Annotated in this window: 13 protein-coding genes and 4 pseudogenes; 5 read left to right on the top strand and 12 right to left on the bottom strand. The window is 63.5% G+C overall.

Annotated elements, in window-relative coordinates; all coding sequences use genetic code 11:
- Positions 1–49: 49 nt before the first annotated feature.
- The 7 genes and pseudogenes from J2X76_RS10750 to J2X76_RS10720 all read right to left on the bottom strand — a co-directional run bounded on the left by J2X76_RS10750 (position 50) and on the right by J2X76_RS10720 (position 8,719).
- A complete protein-coding gene (locus tag J2X76_RS10750; RefSeq protein ID WP_310215797.1) occupies positions 50–2,134 on the bottom strand; it encodes a 5'-nucleotidase C-terminal domain-containing protein in 2,085 nt (694 codons plus the stop codon).
- A 209-nt stretch (positions 2,135–2,343) separates the two neighbouring features.
- Positions 2,344–2,703: an outer membrane lipoprotein Omp10 gene (gene omp10, locus J2X76_RS10745; protein WP_113126384.1), complete on the bottom strand. Its 360-nt coding sequence runs from the start codon at positions 2,701–2,703 to the stop codon at positions 2,344–2,346.
- 174 nt (positions 2,704–2,877) lie between these two features.
- A complete protein-coding gene (locus tag J2X76_RS10740) occupies positions 2,878–4,329 on the bottom strand; it encodes a homospermidine synthase (protein ID WP_310215795.1) in 1,452 nt (483 codons plus the stop codon).
- A gap of 236 nt (positions 4,330–4,565) precedes the next feature.
- Positions 4,566–4,943 (bottom strand): DUF4440 domain-containing protein, encoded by a 378-nt coding sequence (locus J2X76_RS10735; RefSeq protein WP_310215793.1) that lies wholly within the window; start codon positions 4,941–4,943, stop codon positions 4,566–4,568.
- Positions 4,944–5,047: 104 nt separating this feature from the next.
- Positions 5,048–5,668, bottom strand: a pseudogene (locus tag J2X76_RS10730) (aminotransferase class IV family protein); the annotation flags it as partial.
- Positions 5,653–6,840, bottom strand: a complete 1,188-nt coding sequence (locus J2X76_RS10725; protein WP_310215787.1) for an aminodeoxychorismate synthase component I — start codon at positions 6,838–6,840, stop codon at positions 5,653–5,655. The gene J2X76_RS10725 and the pseudogene J2X76_RS10730, both read right to left, overlap by 16 nt.
- Positions 6,841–6,862: 22 nt before the next feature.
- Complete coding sequence (locus tag J2X76_RS10720; RefSeq protein ID WP_310215785.1) at positions 6,863–8,719, bottom strand: M3 family oligoendopeptidase; 1,857 nt, start codon at positions 8,717–8,719, stop codon at positions 6,863–6,865.
- Between the two features lie 151 nt (positions 8,720–8,870).
- Between J2X76_RS10720 and J2X76_RS10715 the strand changes: the two are divergent.
- The 3 genes and pseudogenes from J2X76_RS10715 to J2X76_RS10710 all read left to right on the top strand — a co-directional run.
- Positions 8,871–10,059: pseudogene (locus J2X76_RS10715) on the top strand (sigma-54-dependent transcriptional regulator); the annotation flags it as partial.
- A 170-nt stretch (positions 10,060–10,229) separates the two neighbouring features.
- Positions 10,230–10,433: pseudogene (locus J2X76_RS31600) on the top strand (helix-turn-helix domain-containing protein); the annotation flags it as partial.
- A 291-nt stretch (positions 10,434–10,724) separates the two neighbouring features.
- Positions 10,725–12,548: a DUF882 domain-containing protein gene (locus J2X76_RS10710; RefSeq protein WP_310215781.1), complete on the top strand. Its 1,824-nt coding sequence runs from the start codon at positions 10,725–10,727 to the stop codon at positions 12,546–12,548.
- 74 nt (positions 12,549–12,622) lie between these two features.
- Here J2X76_RS10710 and J2X76_RS10705 read toward each other — a convergent pair whose 3' ends face one another.
- The 3 genes from J2X76_RS10705 to J2X76_RS10695 all read right to left on the bottom strand — a co-directional run bounded on the left by J2X76_RS10705 (position 12,623) and on the right by J2X76_RS10695 (position 14,131).
- Positions 12,623–12,895, bottom strand: a complete 273-nt coding sequence (locus J2X76_RS10705; RefSeq protein WP_113126393.1) for a DUF2312 domain-containing protein — start codon at positions 12,893–12,895, stop codon at positions 12,623–12,625.
- A gap of 86 nt (positions 12,896–12,981) precedes the next feature.
- Entirely contained in the window at positions 12,982–13,305 is a 324-nt protein-coding gene (locus J2X76_RS10700) for a DUF1244 domain-containing protein (RefSeq protein ID WP_310215777.1), read from the bottom strand.
- 34 nt (positions 13,306–13,339) lie between these two features.
- Entirely contained in the window at positions 13,340–14,131 is a 792-nt protein-coding gene (locus J2X76_RS10695) for an N-formylglutamate amidohydrolase (protein ID WP_310215776.1), read from the bottom strand.
- 287 nt (positions 14,132–14,418) lie between these two features.
- On the opposite strand from J2X76_RS10695, the pseudogene J2X76_RS10690 reads away from it, so the two are divergent.
- A pseudogene (locus J2X76_RS10690) lies at positions 14,419–14,811 on the top strand (DUF1036 domain-containing protein); the annotation flags it as partial.
- Positions 14,811–16,250, top strand: coding sequence for a pyruvate kinase (gene pyk, locus J2X76_RS10685; RefSeq protein ID WP_113126395.1), 1,440 nt, complete (start codon positions 14,811–14,813; stop codon positions 16,248–16,250). The pseudogene J2X76_RS10690 and the gene pyk, both read left to right, overlap by 1 nt.
- 81 nt (positions 16,251–16,331) lie before the next feature.
- On the opposite strand, the gene J2X76_RS10680 is transcribed toward pyk, so the two are convergent.
- Entirely contained in the window at positions 16,332–17,075 is a 744-nt protein-coding gene (locus tag J2X76_RS10680; RefSeq protein ID WP_310215771.1) for a hypothetical protein, read from the bottom strand.
- A gap of 77 nt (positions 17,076–17,152) precedes the next feature.
- Positions 17,153–18,193, bottom strand: a complete 1,041-nt coding sequence (locus J2X76_RS10675) for an alpha/beta hydrolase (RefSeq protein ID WP_310215768.1) — start codon at positions 18,191–18,193, stop codon at positions 17,153–17,155.
- Between the last annotated feature and the right edge of the window lie 17 nt (positions 18,194–18,210).

Below are 18,210 nucleotides of genomic sequence, written 5' to 3'. Positions count from 1 at the left end.
ATCCATTGTCCAGGTCACCGTCCCGGACCTTGATCCGGGTCAAGCGGCATCACTTCGCCGGCAGTTCCAGCTCGGCGCCGACCTGGATGACGTTCGGGTGGCGCAGCGCGTTGAGCTTGGCGATCTCGGTCCACTTCTCGCCGTTGCCATAGGTGGCTTCGGCAATCTTCCAGAGCGAGTCGCCCTTGAGGACCTTGTACTTGGTCGGACCGGCCGGCTTTGCAGCGGTTGCCGCAGGAGCAGCGGGCGCAGCCGCCATCGTGTTCGGGGCAGGCGCTGCCGGGGCGGGCGTCGCCGGCTTCGGAGCGGCCGGTGCCGCTGCCATTGTGTTCGGTGCAGGGGCTGCGGGTGCTGCCGGAGCCGCCGCCGTGGGGGCCGGAGCGGCAGGTGCCGGGGCTGCAGGAGCCGCCGCCGTCGGTGCCGGCGCTGCTGCCGGGGCGGGAGCAGCCGGAGCGGCGGCTGTCGGAGCCGGTGCCGGAGGCGCGGCCGGCGCAGGCTTGGCCGGCGGCGTGTAGCTTGCCGGAGTCAGGTCGGTGATACGGCCATCCGTGTAGGGCTTGTAGGGGTTGTGGGCGGCGATGAACTCGGCGGTGACGTCCGCGAGGTCCGGACCGTAGTCATAGGCATTCTTGCCGCCGCTCTTGAAGACGGCGTAGCCGTCACCGCCGGCGCGCATGAAGTTGTTGGTGGCGACGCCATAGGATTTCGCCGGGTCGATGGCGACGAACTTGTCGCCGTCCTTGACCTGCACGTCCGAGACCTTGGAACCGGCCGGCTTCGACTTGTCGAAGGAATATTTGAGGCCCGCGACCTGCGGGAAGCGGCCGGCGCCGTCGTCGATCTGGCTGACGCCGCTTTCCAGCGCCTTGACGATGTCCGCGCCGGTGAGTTCGAAGGTGGCGAGCGTGTTCTGGAAGGGCAGGACGCTGACGACCTCGCCCTGGGTGACTTCGCCGGCGTCGATCGAGGCACGCAGGCCGCCGCCGTTCTGGATGGCGATGGTGATGCCCTGGCCCTTGGTGCGGGCGAGCATGGCGTCGGCGACGAGGTTGCCCATCGAGCATTCCTTGGCGCGGCAGACGCGGCGGTCGCCGTCGATGACGGCGTCAGAGGCGCCGACGATCTTTTTCTTCATGTCTTCGATCGGCTTCTTCAGCTCCGCGACGCGGGCGAGGAAGGCCGGGTCCGGGGTGATCGACTTGTCCATGAGGATCGGCTCGCCCTCGGCCGACTTCACGACGCCGTTGTCGTCGAAGACGATTTTGATGTCGCCGAGATATTTAGAATACTGATACGCCTGTACGACCGGGACCTTGTAGCCGCCCGGGTTGTCCGACCAGGTCGGATAGGGGCCTTCGGCGCCCTTGGCGGTGTTCGACAGCAGCGTGTGGGTGTGGCCGCCGACGACGACGTCGACATCCGGGATCTTGGCGATCATGGCGAGGTCGCGCGGATAACCGACATGGGTCAGCGCGATGATCTTGTCGACGCCCTGAGCCTTCAGGCCCTGGACGGCTTCGGTGATCTTGGCGACGTCGTCGGCAATCGTGATGTTCGGGCCGGGATTGGCGATTTCGGCCGTGTCGTTGGTGACGGCGCCGACGATGCCGATCTTCTGGCCGCCGACGGTCAGAACCAGCGACGGCTTGATGCGGTTGCCGATCTTGGCGGCGGCGCTCGGCACGACGTTGGCGGTGACGACAGGGAACTGGATCTTGTCGAGGAATGTGGCGAGCACGTCGTCGCTGTCGTCGAATTCATGGTTGCCGACGGTCATGGCGTCGAACTTCATGGCATTCAGCGCTTCGGCTTCGGCCGCACCCTTGTAGGTCGTGTAGAAGAGCGAGCCCTGGAAGTTGTCGCCGCCGTTCAGGAGAATGACGTTCTTGTTCTGGGCCTTCAGCGCGTCGCGGGTCTGGTTGATGGCGGTCAGGAGGCGGGCAGCGCCGCCGAAGCAGACGCCCTTGCCTTCATCTTCGGCCGAGCAGGTGGAATCGGTCGCGTTGATGGATTCGAGACGCGAATGGAAGTCATTGATGTGCAGGATATTGAGCTCGAAATCGGCAAATGCCGCGCCGCTTGAAAGAGCCATGACCGAAGCGGTCAAAAGCCCGAGCCCCAATGTCTTCTTCATCTGATCTCTCCTCTTTCTATCCGGCCGGCTGAGCCGCCCTTTTTATCTGTTCTAGTTTTTGAATGTGACAACCGTTCCGGCGGGCATGTTTTCATCAACCGATGGTGGGTTCAAGGGAAATGTGACAGTCATGTATTGGGAAGTTGATGCCCGTAAAACGCGAAAACCCCGCCGGGGCGGGGTCGCGATGATCGGGACGGGATGTGCGTTCAGCCGCGGCGGGCGAGCGAGAACTGGGCGCCGCTATCCTGCGTGCAGTTGAGCTGGTTGGGGGTGACCAGCGAGCAGTTGACGCGCGACTGGGTCTTGCGCACCAGCGAAGTCATGTTGATCTCGACCAGCGTCGGCGACAAGCTGGTATAGGTGCCCGAAGCGAGCAGCGTGTTGCTGTCGCTGGAGCGGGTGTTGAACGTGCCGGCCTGGAACGAGGAGACGATGCCGTTCGGATCGACCCAGCTGCCTTCGACGCCCTGGGGCTGCACGGCCGCCATCTGCTGCGGCGGCGGAGAGGAAACGCAGGCGGTCAGGCCGGCTGCGGCGATGAGCGCAAAGCTCACTTTGAATTTCATGATCTGTCTCCCGCGATTCGGTCCGGCTTCGGTTGGCAAACCTTGCCGCCATCGCCCTATGTAACGCAAGATGTGGCCTTGAAAAGGCAGAAGCTTTCAACATGCAAAAAACCGCCTGCGGCAAGGCAGGCGGTTTCTATTGTGTCTTATCGGACCAGCGAGCCCGTTCGCGAATTAGCGAACCAGGATGTTCTTGAACTGCCACGGATCCTTCTCGTCGATGTCTTCCGGGAAGAGGCCCGGGCGGCCATCGAGCGGGGTCCAGTCGGTATAGTGACCTTCGACCGGGCCGAGATAGGGCAGCTGCACTTCGAGGCAGCGCTTGTAGTCGATCTCGTCGGCCTCGACGATGCCGGCGGTCGGGTTTTCGAGCGCCCAGACCATGCCGGAAAGGACAGCCGAGGTCACCTGCAGGCCGGTGGCGTTCTGGTAAGGCGCGATGCGGCGGGTTTCTTCGAGCGACAGGCGAGAGCCGAACCAGTAGGCGTTCTTCTCGTGGCCGTAGAGCAGCACGCCGAGTTCGTCGATGCCGTCCTCCAGCTCGTCCTCGTCGAGAACGTGGTGGACCGGCTGCGGGGTGCCGCCATTGCCGAACATTTCATGCAGCGAAAGAACCGCGTCGTTTGCCGGATGGTATGCGTAATGGCAGGTCGGGCGGAAGGTCACTTCGCCGTCCTTGTCACGCACCGTGAAATAGTCGGCGATCGAGATCGATTCGTTGTGGGTGACGAGGAAGCCGTACTGCGGACCCGGGGTCGGGCACCAGGAGCGGACGCGGGTATTGGCGCCCGGCTGTTCCAGATAGATGGCGGCCTGGCAGCCCTTCTTGTGCTTCTTGCCGTTCTTCGGCATCCATTCCTCATGGGTGCCCCAGCCGAGTTCCGCCGGCTGCATGCCTTCGGAGATGAAGCCTTCGACCGACCAGGTGTTCCAGAACACGTTGAGCGGCTTCGGGTGCTTGGTGCGCTGGGTGTCGCGCTCGGCGATGTGGACTCCCTTGACGCCGAGCTTCTTCATCAGCTTGGCCCAGCCTTCGCGGTCATGCTGGTCCGGCTCGTCGAATTTCAGGCCGGTGTCGTTGGCGAGGTTGACCAGCGCCTGCTTGACGAACCAGGAAACCATGCCCGGATTGGCGCCGCAGGTGGACACGGCGGTCGCGCCGCCCGGGTTCTTGGCCTTTTCCTTGCGCACGGTTTCGCGCAGCGCATAGTTGGTGCGGTCGGCATTCTTCATGTTCTTGTCGAAATAGAAGCCGAGCCAGGGCTCGACGACTGTGTCGATGTAGAGAACGTCGAGCTTGCGGCAGAGCTTCATCAGGTCGAGCGAGCCGGTGTCGACCGAGAGGTTGACGCAGAAGCCCTGGCCCTTGCCTTCGGTCAGCAGGGGTTTAAGGAGATCCTTGTAGTTCTCCTTGGTCACATATTCCTTGATGTGGCGGACGCCGTGCTTCTTGAGGATCTCCATGTCGGAGGGTTCTTCGCGCGGGTCGATGACCACCATCCGGCTCTTGTCGAACTTGAAATGGCGTTCGATCAGCGGCAGCGTGCCGTGGCCGATCGAGCCGAAACCGATCATCACGATCGGACCGGTGATTTCGCCATAAACCGGATAGGTCGTCTCTGACATGTCTTTCTCCTTGATCGCGGCCTTCTCGGGCCGCTGCCCCGCTTATTCGGCAGTGAGTGGAAATTAGATGCTGCACTTGGGCAATTCGCGGCGCTCTAGATCATAAAACTTCGTCACAATAAAGAGCCTGTCTATTTTCGGGGGAGGAATCCGCGTTTATGCGACGACGGCACTGGCCGCCCTGGATCTTCGGAAGCGTGAAGGCCGGCTGGTCGGCAGACGCCTTTTCGCAATGATCACCCCGTCGCCGTGCCTTGGTGGAAAACCATACGCCATTTGCCGTCCGGGTCCAGCCGCCAGATGGAGCTGCGGTTGGTGAGGAGCCTGCTGCCGTCTTGGTTGATGCGAATGCCGCGATAGGTGGCGAGCGCGATCGTCTCGCTCAACATCTCGGCGCTGAAATCCGAGATCGTGGTGTTGTTGTTCGGGTCGGTCTCGGCGACGAGGCGTGTGACGATGTCGTCGAACGTGTAGGCGAGGCCGGAGCGGCCGAACTCACGGAACTCCGGCGACAGCAGTTCGCGCAGTTTCTCGTCGGAACTGCGGACCTCTCTTGTCTGCAGCGCGGTTTCGAGCGCGAGCAGCTGGTTCGCGAGAGGGCCGGGCGCGGTCATCAGCGACCGGCGCGGGCCATCTTGGCGCGGGGGGCGGGACGAGGGGCTTCCGCCTGCGTTCCGGCTCGGGGCTCCACGGGTGCTTCCGATTGAGCGCTTTGGGCGACGAGTTCCGCCGCGATCAGGCCGCGCAGCGAATTGCCCATGAAGAAGCGGCGGTTTTCGAGGTCGGCAAGGCGGAGGATCTGGCTTTTCGCTTTTCCCTCGCGGATCAGGTCGGCGCGCAGGATGCCGGGCAGGAGGCCGCTCGACAGCGCCGGGGTGAGGAGCGAACCGTCCTTGGCTTCGACGAAGACATTGGTGATCGTGCCTTCGCACACCTCGCCGCGCTCGTTGAGGAGAAGGACCTCATCGGCTTCTTCGGGCGTGAATTCTGCGCGGGCGGCCTCGTAGAGTTCACGGCGGGACGTCTTGTGGCGGTAGGTCGGGTCATCAGAGGGGAGCACGGTCTTCGCCACCCGCACCCGCCACACGGTGTCGGCCGCAAGCGGCACGAAGGGTGTGGCAGTGATCTCGATCTTGCCGCGATAGGTCATCACCAGGCGGACGCGCAGCGGCGTCTCGCCGCCGGCGGTCGCAGCCTGAAGCTGCTTCAGCGTATCGGGTGGCGGCTGGCGGAAACCCAACGCGTCCGCCGAGCGGCTGAGCCGGCGCAGATGCTGGTCCACCCGGAGCAGGCCATTGCCCGGTTCCCAGCGCATTGTTTCGATCAGCGAGAAATCCATTGGTCGCCCACCGCAAAGCGTGCCTTCAACAGGCACTCGTCATACTCGGCATCCGCCTTCGAGTCGAATACGATGCCACCGCCCGCATTGAAGACGGCCTTTTTGTCATTGAAAAGGGTAATCGTGCGAATGGCCACCGAAAAACGCATCGGACCGGCCGGATCACACCAGCCGATCGCGCCGCAATAGGCGTCGCGGGGTTCCTTTTCGAGGTCGGCGAGGATGCGCATGGCCCACATTTTCGGGGCTCCGGTGATCGAGCCACAGGGGAAGAGCGCGGCAAGAATCTCGGGAAAGCTTATCCCGGGCAGCAGCTTCGCCCGCACGTGGCTCACCATCTGGTGGACGGTCGGATAGGTCTCGATCGCGAAGAGTTTCGGAACCGAGAGCGAACCCACTTCGCTGACGACGGAAATGTCGTTGCGCAGCAGGTCGACGATCATGCGGTTCTCGGCCAGCGTTTTTTCGTCGGCCAGCATTTCGGCGATGATCGCTTCGTCTTCTTCAGCCGTCGCGCCACGAGGGGCCGTGCCCTTCATCGGATGGGTCTCGATGATGCCGTCCGCATCGACCGAGAAGAACAGTTCCGGCGACCGCGACAGGATGAGCGGCGATCCCGACGCCGCCCCCAGGTCGATGAATGCGCCGTAACGTACCGGCTGGCGGGCGACGAGCGACCAGAAGGCGGAAAGCGGATCGCCATGCCAGCGGGCGGTGATCGGCATGGTCAGGTTGGCCTGATAGCAGTCGCCGTTGCGCAGATGCTGGTGGAGGCGGCTGAACCGTTCCTCATAGGTCGCGAAATCCCAGCCGGCCCGCGGCTCGCTGAGAAAGGAACCCGCGGAGGAGCCGTCGTCGACGACCGCGCCGGGTGGTTCGGCGAGCGGATGTTCGTTGCCGGAGGGCGCGTCGAATATGCCCATGGCGATCAGGGGCGTCGGCCGGTTATCGACGATCAGCGGCCGGAGCTTCTCTTCGAAGACGTAACCGGCCTCATAGGAAATATGGCCCGCCAGCCAGCAGCCGGCGAGGCGCGCGTCTTCCAGGCGCCGAAGTGCCGGCAGCACTTCGGCGGCAGTCCGCGCCGTGACGATTTCCCTCGGCCGGTCGAAGACGAGGCTCCGGCCGGCGGGGTCGTCGCGAAACAGCGCGAAGGGCGCTTTCTCACTCATGAGGGTGCATTAAGGGAATGGGTCAGGCCTTGTCCAGAGCCTCCAGCTCGTCGATCAGTCCTTCGATCATCGACAGGCCCTTGGACCAGAAGGACGGGTCGGTGGCGTCGAGGCCGAAGGGCTTCAGCAGCTCTGAATGATGCTTGGTGCCGCCCGCCTTCAGGAGCTCGAAATACTTCTGCTGGAAGCCCGGAGCGGCTTGACTGTAGACCGCGTAGAGCGAGTTCACCAGGCAGTCGCCGAAGGCATAGGCATACACATAGAAAGGCGAATGAATGAAGTGGGGGATGTAGGTCCACCAGCTTTCATAACCCTCCGAGATCTTGATCGCCGGGCCTAGGCTTTCGCCCTGGACGGAGAGCCATAGTTCGCCGATCTGCTCGGCGGTCAGTTCGCCCTCCTTGCGGGCGGTGTGGACCTTGCGCTCGAACTGGTAGAAGGCGATCTGGCGCACGACCGTGTTGATCATGTCCTCGACCTTCTGGGCGAGCATCGCCTTGCGCTCGCGTTTGTCGGTGGTCTTTTCCAGCAGCGCCCGGAAGGTCAGCATCTCGCCGAAGACGGAGGCCGTCTCGGCAAGCGTCAGCGGCGTCTGGCACATCAGCGCGCCCTGGTCGCCGGCGAGAACCTGGTGCACGCCGTGGCCAAGCTCGTGGGCGAGCGTCATCACGTCGCGCGGCTTGCCCATGTAGTTGACGAGAACGTAAGGGTGGGCGGAAGGCACGGTCGGGTGCGCGAAGGCGCCGGGCGCCTTGCCCGGGCGGACCGGCGCGTCGATCCATTGCTCGTCGAAAAAGCGGCCGGCGATATCCGCCATTTCGGGCGCAAAGCCGCGATAGGCGTTGAGCACGGTATCTTTCGCCTGTTCCCAGGAGATCAGCGCGTTCGGGGTTTCCGGCAGCGGCGCGTTGCGGTCCCAGAAATTCAGCTGCTCCATGCCGAGCCACTTCGCCTTCATCGCGTAGTAGCGATGCGACAGGCGCGGATAGGCTTGCTCGACGGCTTCGGCCAGCGCATCGACGACTTCTCGTTCGACGCGGTTGGCGAGATGCCGACTGTCGGCGATGTCCTCGAACCCGCGCCAGCGGTCGGAGATTTCCTTGTCCTTGGCGAGCGTATTGGTGATCAGGGTGAAGACGCGCAGGTTGTCGCCGAATGTTTTCGACAGCGCGGCCGCGGCCTTGGCGCGGATATCCGGCTGCGGCTCCTGCAGCATGTTGAGCGTGACTTCGAGCGGCAGCTGCTCGCCGTCGATCTCGAAGCGGAGCTCGGCCATGGTCTCGTCGAAGAGACGGTTGAAGGCGGCGGCCGACGTCATGGACTTTTCGAGGAAGAGCTGTTCCAGCTTGTCCTCGAGCTGGAAGGGCTTGTCTTTCCTCAGGTCCACGAGCCAGGGGCGGTAATGGCCGGCGGCCGGGTCGCGGTCCATGCAGGCGTCCACGACCACGTCGTCGATGCGGTTGAGCTCCAGCGCGAAGAACAAGAGGTGGGCGGAGAGATCGGTCAGCTTCGCCTGCACGTCGCCATAGAACTTGCCGTTGGCCGGGCTCGACGTATCGGAGAAATAGGTGAGGCCGGCAAACGAGCCGATCTTGCCGAGCAGATCGTCGAGCGCCTCGTATTCCTTCAGCGCCTCGCCGATGCCGCCGGCGCCGGTCTTCGTCGCGGCTTCGGTAAGCTTGCCCTTCCACTTTTCCTCGAAGGCGATCGAGAGCTTCTGAGCCTTCTCGAGGTCGGCGGTGAAGGCCGGCGCATCTTTGGCTTCATAGAGATCCGAGAGCTTCCAGACCGGCAGAAGGCCGAGCGCCGGGTCGGAGGCCGCAGCGCCCGCGGCGGTCGCGGCGACAATTTCGGGGAGGACGGGGGCGGACATTCTCATCGCTTTTTTCCTTCTCAACCTGTTGCGTCTGTTTTCCTCGCCGGCCGTTAAAATGCAAGCTTTTCTCAAAAGGGGATGTTCAAGGCTTTCTGACACAACCAGCGACATAACAGCCTAAAAGGGCCATGATGACCATTGCTGGGAGCCGAGCATGATTGCGCAAATCCTCGTTGTCGACGACGATCCTATCCAGCGTCGCCTGTTGAAGAATGCGGTTGAACGTTACGGCCATGCCGCCCATCTCGCCGAGAACGGACTGGTGGCGCTTGAGTTCCTGAAACGTACCGCGACCGACATTAATGTCATCGTGCTCGATCTGATGATGCCGGAAATGGACGGCCTCACCTTCCTCGCGGCGATCCGCGAACTCGGCATTGAAACGCCTGTCATCGTCCAGACGGGGCAGGGCAGCATCGAATACGTGGTGCAGGCGATGCGCGCCGGCGCCTTCGATTTCGTCGTCAAGCCGGTTTCGCCGGAGCGGATCGGCGCCTCGATCGCCAATGCCCTGAAGCTCGACCAGAAGGAATCGAAAGCCCGCGTCGGCCGCCGCCATCGCGCCGGTGCCGTCGGCTTCGGGGACATCATCTCGGCAAGTCCGGACATGCTGCGGGTCATCGACCTTGCCCAGCGCGCCGCCCATTCCAACATTCCCGTGGTGCTGGAGGGCGAATCGGGCGTCGGCAAGGAAATGATCGCCCGCGCCATCCAGTCGAACAGCGATCGGGCCGGCAAGCCGTTCATCACCGTCAATTGCGGCGCCATCCCGCACAATCTGGTGGAAAGCATTCTTTTCGGCCATGAGAAGGGCGCCTTTACCGGCGCTTCGGAAAAACATACCGGCAAGTTCGTCGAAGCCGACGGCGGCACGCTGTTCCTCGACGAGATCGGCGAACTGCCGCTCGACGTGCAGGTGAAGCTGTTGCGCGCGGTGCAGCAGGGCGAGGTCGAGACCGTCGGCGCCTCCAAGATCCAGAAGGTCAATGTCCGGCTGATTTCGGCTACCAACAAGGACCTGATCGAGGAAGTCCGCGCCGGCCGTTTCCGCGAGGATCTCTATTACCGCCTCAACGTCTTCCCGATCACCATCCCGGCGCTGCGTCGCCGCAAGGAAGACATTCCGCATCTCGCCCGGGTGTTCGCCGAACGGTTTTCGAGCGAGCAGAAGCTCAACAGGACGCTTGCGGTCGGCGCCGGCGCGCTGGCGCTTCTGACCGCCTATGACTGGCCGGGCAATATCCGCCAGCTCGAAAACGCCGTGTTCCGCGCAGTGGTGCTTGCCGAGGGCGACGAGCTGACCGAAGAGGACTTCCCGCAGATCGCCGCGCAGATCCCGGAATTCCGGCCTGCGGAACTGGCGGCAACCGCCGTCATGCCGTCACCGGGGGCGGTGTCGGACCAGGCCGTGCGCGAGGCGCTCGCCGATTCACCCGTTTTCATCAATAATGATAAGGCGCGGATCATCCGACCCGACGCGAAGGCGATGCTAGCCGCCGCTTATCCCCAGGAAAACGTCATCGTCAGCACCGACGAGACCGGCGAAGTCAGGAAACTGGCCGACGTCGAGGAGGAGCTGATCCGCTTCGCCTTGAAGTTCTATCGCGGCCAGATGAGCCAGGTCGCCCGCAAACTTGGTATCGGACGCTCGACGCTCTATCGTAAGCTCAAGGATTACGGCATCGATCCCGACGATCCGCTCAAGGAAGCCGCGTGATTACTGCCGCGTAATTGCTAATGTATTAGCTAGTGTTAACCTTCGCGCAAGGATGTCCTGTCAACGTCTGTCAATCTTCGATTAGTCAATTGTTGACTATACGGGAGAAGCTTGTACATGTGTGGCACATTTGCCATCGTGTCACCGCAATTGACAGTCATTTGGGCAACGTCGGACGTTGTCGACAGGACGGGGATCGTTTTGCCGGATCAGTATGCAAAAGAAACGCCTTCGGGTGAGAAGGGGCGCGGTGGCGAAGCCGGGCTTTTTGTCAAGCTCACCAAACGCGTTATGGCTCTCGCCCTGTTGATGTTGATGGCGCTGCCTGTGCTTTCTGTTTCGGCAGGCAATGCGGCCGCCCAGGACAAGAGCCTCAAGCTCTATTTCGTTCATACTGGCGAGAAGGCTGTCATCACCTTCAAGCGCAATGGCAAGTTCGATCCCAAGGGTCTTGCGCAGATCAACCAGTTCCTGCGCGACTGGCGCCGCAACGAGCCTGCCCGGATGGATCCGCGGCTCTTCGATCTCGTCTGGGAAGTCTATCGCCGGTCCGGCGCCAGCGATTACATCCACGTGGTTTCGGCCTATCGTTCTCCCACCACCAACAACATGCTGCGCACCCGTTCGCGCAATACCGGCGTGGCGAAGAACAGCCAGCACATGCTCGGCAAGGCCATGGACTTCTACATTCCGGGCGTGAAGCTCTCGACGCTGCGCGGCCTCGCCATGCAGATGCAGGTCGGCGGCGTCGGCTATTACCCGACCTCCGGCTCGCCCTTCGTGCATCTCGATGTCGGCGGCGTGCGCGCCTGGCCGCGGATGACGCGCCAGGAACTGGTGCAGATCTTCCCGAACGGCAACACGATCCATCTTCCTGCCGATGGCAAGCCGCTTCCCGGTTATGAAACGGCAATGGCCGACTACAAGCGGCGCGTCGGTGCCGATTCGATCCAGATCGCCAGCACTGCCGGTGCCGGTTTCCGCGGCGACTCGGAACGGAAGCGGCAGCCCAATCTCCTGGCATTCCTGTTCGGCGGCGGCGGTGCCGACGAGGAAGAGGACAACGTGGAAAGTGCTGCTCCGGTGGTGGCGCGGCGTGGGGCTCCGGCTGCAAAGCCTGCTGCGGAGGACGAGGACGAAGCTCCGGTCGCGGTTGCCTCGGCTTCGCCTTTGACCGGCCAGACCCAGACCCAGACCCCGGCACAAGCACAGCCGCAGACGATTGCAGCACCCGTACCGCTCTCGCGTCCGGCCTTCCGCTCGGATGCGGGCGGGCTTGCGACGGCGCTCTATTCCCCGGCGCGCAACCCGGCCCAGGAGGCGCTGGCCCTGCAGGCGTCCGCTCCCGCACAGGCCGGCGGCGAAAGCTTTGCCGATCTTTCCGCTTACAACATCCCGGTTCCGACCCTGCTTGGACCGCGCGGCTTCAAGGGCGATGCGGAAAGCGGCGTCATGACCGCGTCCGTCGGCCCGATGTCGGCGCCCGAAGAAATCGCGGCGGTGCCGCTTCCCGGCCAGCGCCCCACCATGGCTGCTGCCGCTCCGGCCCCTGCGGCTGCCAAGGCTGAAGAACAGCAGGAGCTGACGCCAGCCCTCGTTGCGGCTCTCGCCCAGAGCGTCGAGCCGCGTCCGGCAACGGCTCCCTCGGTTCCGGTTGCCTCGGCCCAGCCCGCGCCTTCCCAGCCTGCTTCGGTCCAGCCTGCGCTGGCCCTGCCGGCTCCTGTAGTGGCGGCGGCTCCGATGCCGGCCCAGAAGCCGATCGAGACCGCGTCGGCTTCCCCGAAGGTGATCCATTCCAACAAGAACGCCCAGTTCGGCGACGCTTTCGACGCGCCGCGGAATTCGGTCTCGGCTTCGACGAGCGCGCTACCGATCCCCTCCAAGGGCGGTCGTCCGAACCAAACGGCAAGCGGCGGCGCGCTGACGGGCGACGTCCTGGCGAAATGGGCTCTCAACAACAATCGCGCCAATGCGGCGGCGTCGATGAAGGCACCGCGCGTCGTCAGCCGGACCCTCAACAACGAATATTCGGCCGGTTATTCCGGTGGCGGCTTCAGGCCGGTTGCCGCGACGGTGGCGATCGACCCCAGCCGGTTCAGCGGCCCGAACAACTGATTGCCGGGCTGATCGAAGACCATAAAAAACCCGCCGAAACGGCGGGTTTTTTCATGCCTGCATGCCGGACAAGATCAGGCGGCGTCCTGGTCGGCGGGGCCTTCGATCATGCCGAGCGCCTGGAGGTAGGTGTCGAGGATGAGATCCTCTTCCATGCGCTCCTGGTCGTCCTTCTTGCGCAGGGCGATGACCTTTTTCATGATCTTGGTGTCGTAGCCCATGGCCTTTGCTTCGCCATAGACGTCCTTGATGTCGTCGGCGATGGTCTTCTTTTCTTCTTCGAGCCGTTCGATACGCTCGATAAATGCGCGAAGCTGGTCGCGGGCGACGCCATGAGCATCAGACATCGGGGCCTCCTGATCGTGTCAATTTCAATGAATGGTCGTCAACTGCCGAAAAGCCGCCGCAAGGTCAAGCCCAATCGGCAAATCGATCAGCCATGGTCCGGCTTGTTCACGGCGAATGCGGCTTTTTGTGCATCCGACGCTTCTGCCTGGTGCAGATTTTTCCAGTCCTCGTAGGGCATGCCGTAGACCACCTCGCGGGATGCGTCCTTGGAGAGGTCGATGCCGGCTTCATTCGCGGCATCGCGATACCAGTTCGACAGGCAGTTGCGGCAGAAGCCGGCAAGGTTCATCAGGTCGATGTTCTGTACGTCGGTGCGCTCGCGCAGATGCAGGACGAGGCGGCGGAAGGCGGCGGCCTCGAATTCGGTCTGCTGTTCCCTGGTCAGTCCGGTGGGGGTGAGTTCGCTCATCGCGTGCCTCCTTTTCGTCGCGTCAGATGTCGCGTCAGGCCGGGTAGGGGCCGGTCCGCGACGGAAAGATCCTGTATTCATGCAATGTGGGGTCGGCGTTGAGCGTCTTGAAGATCGGCGCCAGCCTTTCGGCCCAGGCGGCGATGCCGGCCTCGTCGCCGATCAGGTCCTGGCGAACCTCGAGCAGCGCGTGGGCGATGCCGGGTATCATGCAGTGCCTGTACATGGTGTCGCCCTTCAGCGCCCCGTCATAGGGTTCGTTGTCGCCTACGACGATGTCGCCGGGTTCGCCGAGCAGTTTCAGGAACGGGGTGACGGCGCGGTCGTCATTGTCCCAGAGCACTGCCGCATGCCAGGGGCGGGCGACACCTTTCCAGAACGGCGTGAAGGAATGCAGCGACAGGACGAGCGGCGCACGGCCCGCGGCACCCGATCTGGCGATGGTGCGCTCGACGGCGCGGTGATAGGGCCGATGATAGGTGTCGAGGCGGGAATCCCATTCCTCCGGGGTGATCGGATGGTTGCCGGGGATGATCGCGCCGTCGGAGATTTTCATGATCAGCGTCGGATCGTCCTCGCCGCGGTTCGGGTCGATCAGCAGGCGGGAGAAACAGCCGAGCACGGCGGGCACGTTCAGCATCGCGGCAAGCCGGCGGGTCAGGCCCTCGATGCCGATATCGAAGGCGATATGGCGATGGAAGGCGCTCTGCGGCAGGCCGAGGCTGCCGTAGGAAGCCGGCAGGCGGTTCATGGCGTGGTCGGCGATGAGCACCATGCCGCTGTCATATTCGCCTTCTATGATCTCGAAAGGAATGAAGTCCTGCATGGCCTTGGAAATGCGCTGTTTCGAAAGGTGGCTGGGAAGACGGGTGTTGATGGCATGGGGAAAGCCGCGGCGCAAGCCATGCGGGGTGATGATCAGCGTGGGTTGAGGCTGAGAGACGGACTAATCGATTAGAGTTACGTTGACTTTCCGACTCCGTCGCGCGAAGAAAGTGCTTCACGAATAACCATGGAGTCCTGACGGAAACCGTGTCGAAAAAATCCCCCAAAGCCACGCTTCGCTCTCTCGTTTCCGCCCCGGCGCTCGCCGCCATGGTCGCCTCCGGCGTTCCGCTTTTCGCGGCGACTGCAGCGCATGCGGATTTCCGCGTCTGCAACGCCACGCAGAACCTCGTCGGTGTGGCGATCGGCTACCGCGCCAAGGAAGGCTGGACGACGGAAGGCTGGTGGCAGGTCCCGGCTTCCACCTGCGCCACGCTGATCGAGGGCGAGTTGCAGTCGCGCTATTATTATCTTTATGCCGAGGACGCGGCCCGTGGCGGCCGCTGGACCGGCAATGTGAACATGTGCGTCGCGGAGAACGAGTTCAAGGTCGTCGGCGTCAACGATTGTTTTGCCCGTGGCTTCCAGCGCATGGGTTTCAAGGAATATGATACGGGCCGTCAGGGAAGTTGGATGGTCCAGCTTTCGGATACGCCTGGCACACAAGAAGGCCAGAACTGATGAGGCGCAACCGCAAAGTAAAGATCCTCGCCACCCTTGGACCGGCTTCGTCCGAAGAGGCGATGATCCAGAAGCTGCATGAGGCGGGGGCAGATCTCTTCCGCATCAACATGAGCCACGCGAGCCACGACCTGATGCGCACGCTGATCAAGCGCATCCGTTCCGTCGAAGAACGCAGCGGCCGTCCGATCGGCATTCTCGCAGACCTTCAGGGGCCGAAGCTGCGCGTCGGCAAGTTCGCGGCCGGCAAGGTGGCACTCACCCCCGGCCAGACCTTCACGCTCGACAACCGCGACGAACCGGGCGACGAGACCCGCGTATTCCTGCCGCATCCGGAAATCCTCGAAGCGGTGAAAGTGGGCCATCGCCTGCTCATCGATGACGGCAAGCTGGCGCTGAAGGCCGAGAAGGCCGACGGCAAGAGCATCGTCTGCAAGGTCATCGCCGGCACCAGCATTTCCGACCGCAAGGGCGTCAGCCTGCCCGACACGCTGCTCGGCGTCGGGGCGCTGACCGAGAAGGACCGTGTCGACCTCGACGCCGTGCTCGCGACCAACGATGTGGACTGGGTGGCGCTTTCCTTCGTCCAGCGTCCTGACGACCTTGCCGAAGTGCGCAAGATCGCCCGCGGCCGTGTCGGCATCATGTCGAAGATCGAGAAACCCCAGGCGCTGGAGCGGATCGACGAGATCATCGAGCTTTCCGACGCGGTCATGGTGGCGCGCGGCGATCTCGGCGTCGAAATGCCGATCGAAGCCGTTCCGGGCATCCAGAAGCAGCTGACGCGCTTGTGTCGGCGCGCCGGCAAGCCGGTCGTCGTCGCTACCCAGATGCTGGAATCGATGATCACCGCGCCGGTTCCGACCCGCGCCGAAGTATCGGACGTGTCGATCGCCGTTTTCGAAGGCGCCGATGCGATCATGCTTTCGGCCGAATCGGCCTCCGGCCAGTATCCGGTCGAGGCTGTCTCGATGATGGCGTCGATCGCCAGCACGGTGGAGCAGGATCCGCTTTATTCGAGCATCATCTACGCCCAGCGCGCGACGCCCGAAGCGACCGGCGCCGATGCCATCTCGCTTGCCGCCCGCCAGATCGCCGAGACGCTGCGTCTCTCCGCGATCGTCACCTATACCTCGTCGGGCACGACGGGCCTGCGCGCTTCCCGCGAGCGCCCGCAGGTGCCGATCATCGCGCTGTCGCCGATCGTCCAGACGGCGCGCCGGCTTTCGATCTGCTGGGGCATGCACTGCGTCGTGACCCATGACGCGACCGACCTCGACGACATGGTCAACCGCGCCTGCCGCATCGTCGTGTCGGAAGGTTTCGGCAAGCCGGGCGACCGGATCATCATCTCGGCCGGCGTGCCGCTCGGCACGCCCGGGGCCACCAACATGCTGCGCATCGCCTATATCGGCTCGGACGGCCAGAGCGGCATCTGAGACGCAACGCCACGCAAACGAAAACCGCCGGAGCGATCCGGCGGTTTTTTTGTTGCGCAATTTGGTCTGCCGGATGGGAAGTCAGATGGTGATGCTGACGGTCGGCATGGCGGAGACCGTGCCGGTCAGCGCGTTGACGGAGGCGTCGAGGCTCTGGTTGCCGGGCACCGTGGCTGCACTGTTTTGTTCGTGCAGCTTGCGGGCGGCCTCTTCCAGCAGGGCCTTGATCTGGCGGGCGACGGTGCTGAATTCCATCGCCGTCTTGATGTCGTCGAGCGAGAGTTTCGGTGCTTCCCGCGGAGCCTCTTCCATCTCGTCGAGATAGGCCTGTTCGGCATAGGAGACCGGCTTGTCATCCGCTACGGGCTCATCCGCCGAGCCGTCGCCTGCGGGATCGGCGGCTGCGGCCTCTCCGCTCGTATCGAGGATTGGATCGGCGGTCCCTGTTCCGGACGAGGCATTGGCGGGAGCGGAGGTGACGGCACCGCTGCCCCCGGTCAGGGCTTCGGTGAATTCGCGCGCGGCGGCGGCAACGATAACGCCGAGCTGGGCTGCCTGCTTGGCGATCACTTCCGGATCGAAACCCCAGCGGCGCATGAATTGGAGCTGCTGCTTGGCATCGTCGAGCTTCTGCTTGGCGCGGGCCTTTGCCTGTTCTTCCGCCTCGTCCGTCGCCTTGTTCAGCGAGGTCAGGCCATGGACGAGGCGATCGTAGCGCTCGTCCTTGGGGCTGGCTGTATCGGAGGCGACGTTTGTCGAAGCCGACGCATGATCCGCCTTTGCAGGCTGTGCCGAATAGTCCCTGCCAACGCCGCCGATTTCCATCTCGTCTCTCTCCGATTCCCTTTGGTCGGAGGTTGGGACGGGCGACTTGCTTGGGGCTGGCGTTATTCGAGCCGGGCTCAGGTTTTCTCGATCGAGAGATCCAGTTCGGGGGCGGAATCCTCCGCCGCCGGCGCGATCCGTGCTTCGGCGATACGGGCCGCGGCCTTCAGGTCGCGGGGGAGGCCGGCGAGCTTCTCGATTGCCGCAATCACCACGTCGGTCGTCACGTAATCCGGCTTGTGGCCGAGATGGCGGATGGAGACGAGTTCGGACCCGGCGATATCGCGGGAAAGTCCGCGCGAATGGATCTCCTCGGCGACGATCGCGTCGCTGTCGCCGGTGATGATCACCGTCGGTGCTGCGATCTTCTTGTAACGCGGTGCGACGCGCGTCACGTAGCTGTTGAGATTGGCGACGTCGATCGCGTTGCTGCGGAACGATTTCGGGCGCAGCACGAGCGATGGCGCGCCATCCTTCATGTATGTCTCGGGGCAGGGGTTGGGGTGAAAGACCGAGCGGGTCGCAGTCTTCATGACCACGAGGCCGGCCGGCAGGGCGAGGAGATGGCTAAACAGCCGGCCGAAGATGGGGCGGGCGGTGAGGTTGTAGTACCAGTCGATCCTGCCGGGCCAGGGATGGGTGGCGGGGGCGAGGAACAGCAGGCCGGCGGTCTTTTCCGGATGGTAAAGGGCGAAGCTCGCAGCGATCGCGCCGCCGAAGGAATGGCCCGATATGATCGCCTTGTCGATGCCGCGCTTTTCCATCAGTCTTGCGATCGCAGCCGCCTGGCCGTCCGGGAAGCCGTTTTCGGGCCCGCCGCGCTCGGAATAACCATGGCCGGGCCGGTCGACGAAGAGCATTTCGGCGCGGCCTTCGAGCGCCTTGCGGAAGGCGGCCTCCTGATCGCGAAAATTGCCGCTGGCGCCATGGATGAAGATGATCGCCGGCAGGTCGGCGCCTTCAGGCCTGGGCACATGCAGCGAATTCATGGAAAAGCCGCCGACATCGATCAGTTCGCCGGTATTCCGGAATTCGGCCTCGATCGCCTTCGCCTTCCAGGCGGTGAAGCAGAACGCGGTGGCAACAATGCCGGCGATGGCAAGGGGCAGGATCAGCATGAACGGGCTGCCGGAAG

The sequence above is a fragment of the Neorhizobium sp. 2083 genome, assembly GCF_031455615.1.
Taxonomy (GTDB): Bacteria; Pseudomonadota; Alphaproteobacteria; order Rhizobiales; family Rhizobiaceae; genus Neorhizobium.
This window is presented reverse-complemented; position numbering and strand designations above follow the sequence as displayed.

Coding starts and splice junctions, on each gene's coding strand:
- J2X76_RS10675 (WP_310215768.1), bottom strand. CDS start 18,193: ATGCTGATCCTGCCCCTTGCCATCGCCGGCATTGTTGCCACCGCGTTC.
- J2X76_RS10680 (WP_310215771.1), bottom strand. CDS start 17,075: ATGGAAATCGGCGGCGTTGGCAGGGACTATTCGGCACAGCCTGCAAAG.
- J2X76_RS10700 (WP_310215777.1), bottom strand. CDS start 13,305: ATGAGCGAACTCACCCCCACCGGACTGACCAGGGAACAGCAGACCGAA.
- pyk (WP_113126395.1), top strand. CDS start 14,811: ATGAGGCGCAACCGCAAAGTAAAGATCCTCGCCACCCTTGGACCGGCT.
- J2X76_RS10695 (WP_310215776.1), bottom strand. CDS start 14,131: ATGCAGGACTTCATTCCTTTCGAGATCATAGAAGGCGAATATGACAGC.
- J2X76_RS10735 (WP_310215793.1), bottom strand. CDS start 4,943: ATGACCGCGCCCGGCCCTCTCGCGAACCAGCTGCTCGCGCTCGAAACC.
- omp10 (WP_113126384.1), bottom strand. CDS start 2,703: ATGAAATTCAAAGTGAGCTTTGCGCTCATCGCCGCAGCCGGCCTGACC.
- J2X76_RS10720 (WP_310215785.1), bottom strand. CDS start 8,719: ATGAGAATGTCCGCCCCCGTCCTCCCCGAAATTGTCGCCGCGACCGCC.
- J2X76_RS10740 (WP_310215795.1), bottom strand. CDS start 4,329: ATGTCAGAGACGACCTATCCGGTTTATGGCGAAATCACCGGTCCGATC.
- J2X76_RS10710 (WP_310215781.1), top strand. CDS start 10,725: ATGGCTCTCGCCCTGTTGATGTTGATGGCGCTGCCTGTGCTTTCTGTT.
- J2X76_RS10705 (WP_113126393.1), bottom strand. CDS start 12,895: ATGTCTGATGCTCATGGCGTCGCCCGCGACCAGCTTCGCGCATTTATC.
- J2X76_RS10750 (WP_310215797.1), bottom strand. CDS start 2,134: ATGAAGAAGACATTGGGGCTCGGGCTTTTGACCGCTTCGGTCATGGCT.
- J2X76_RS10725 (WP_310215787.1), bottom strand. CDS start 6,840: ATGAGTGAGAAAGCGCCCTTCGCGCTGTTTCGCGACGACCCCGCCGGC.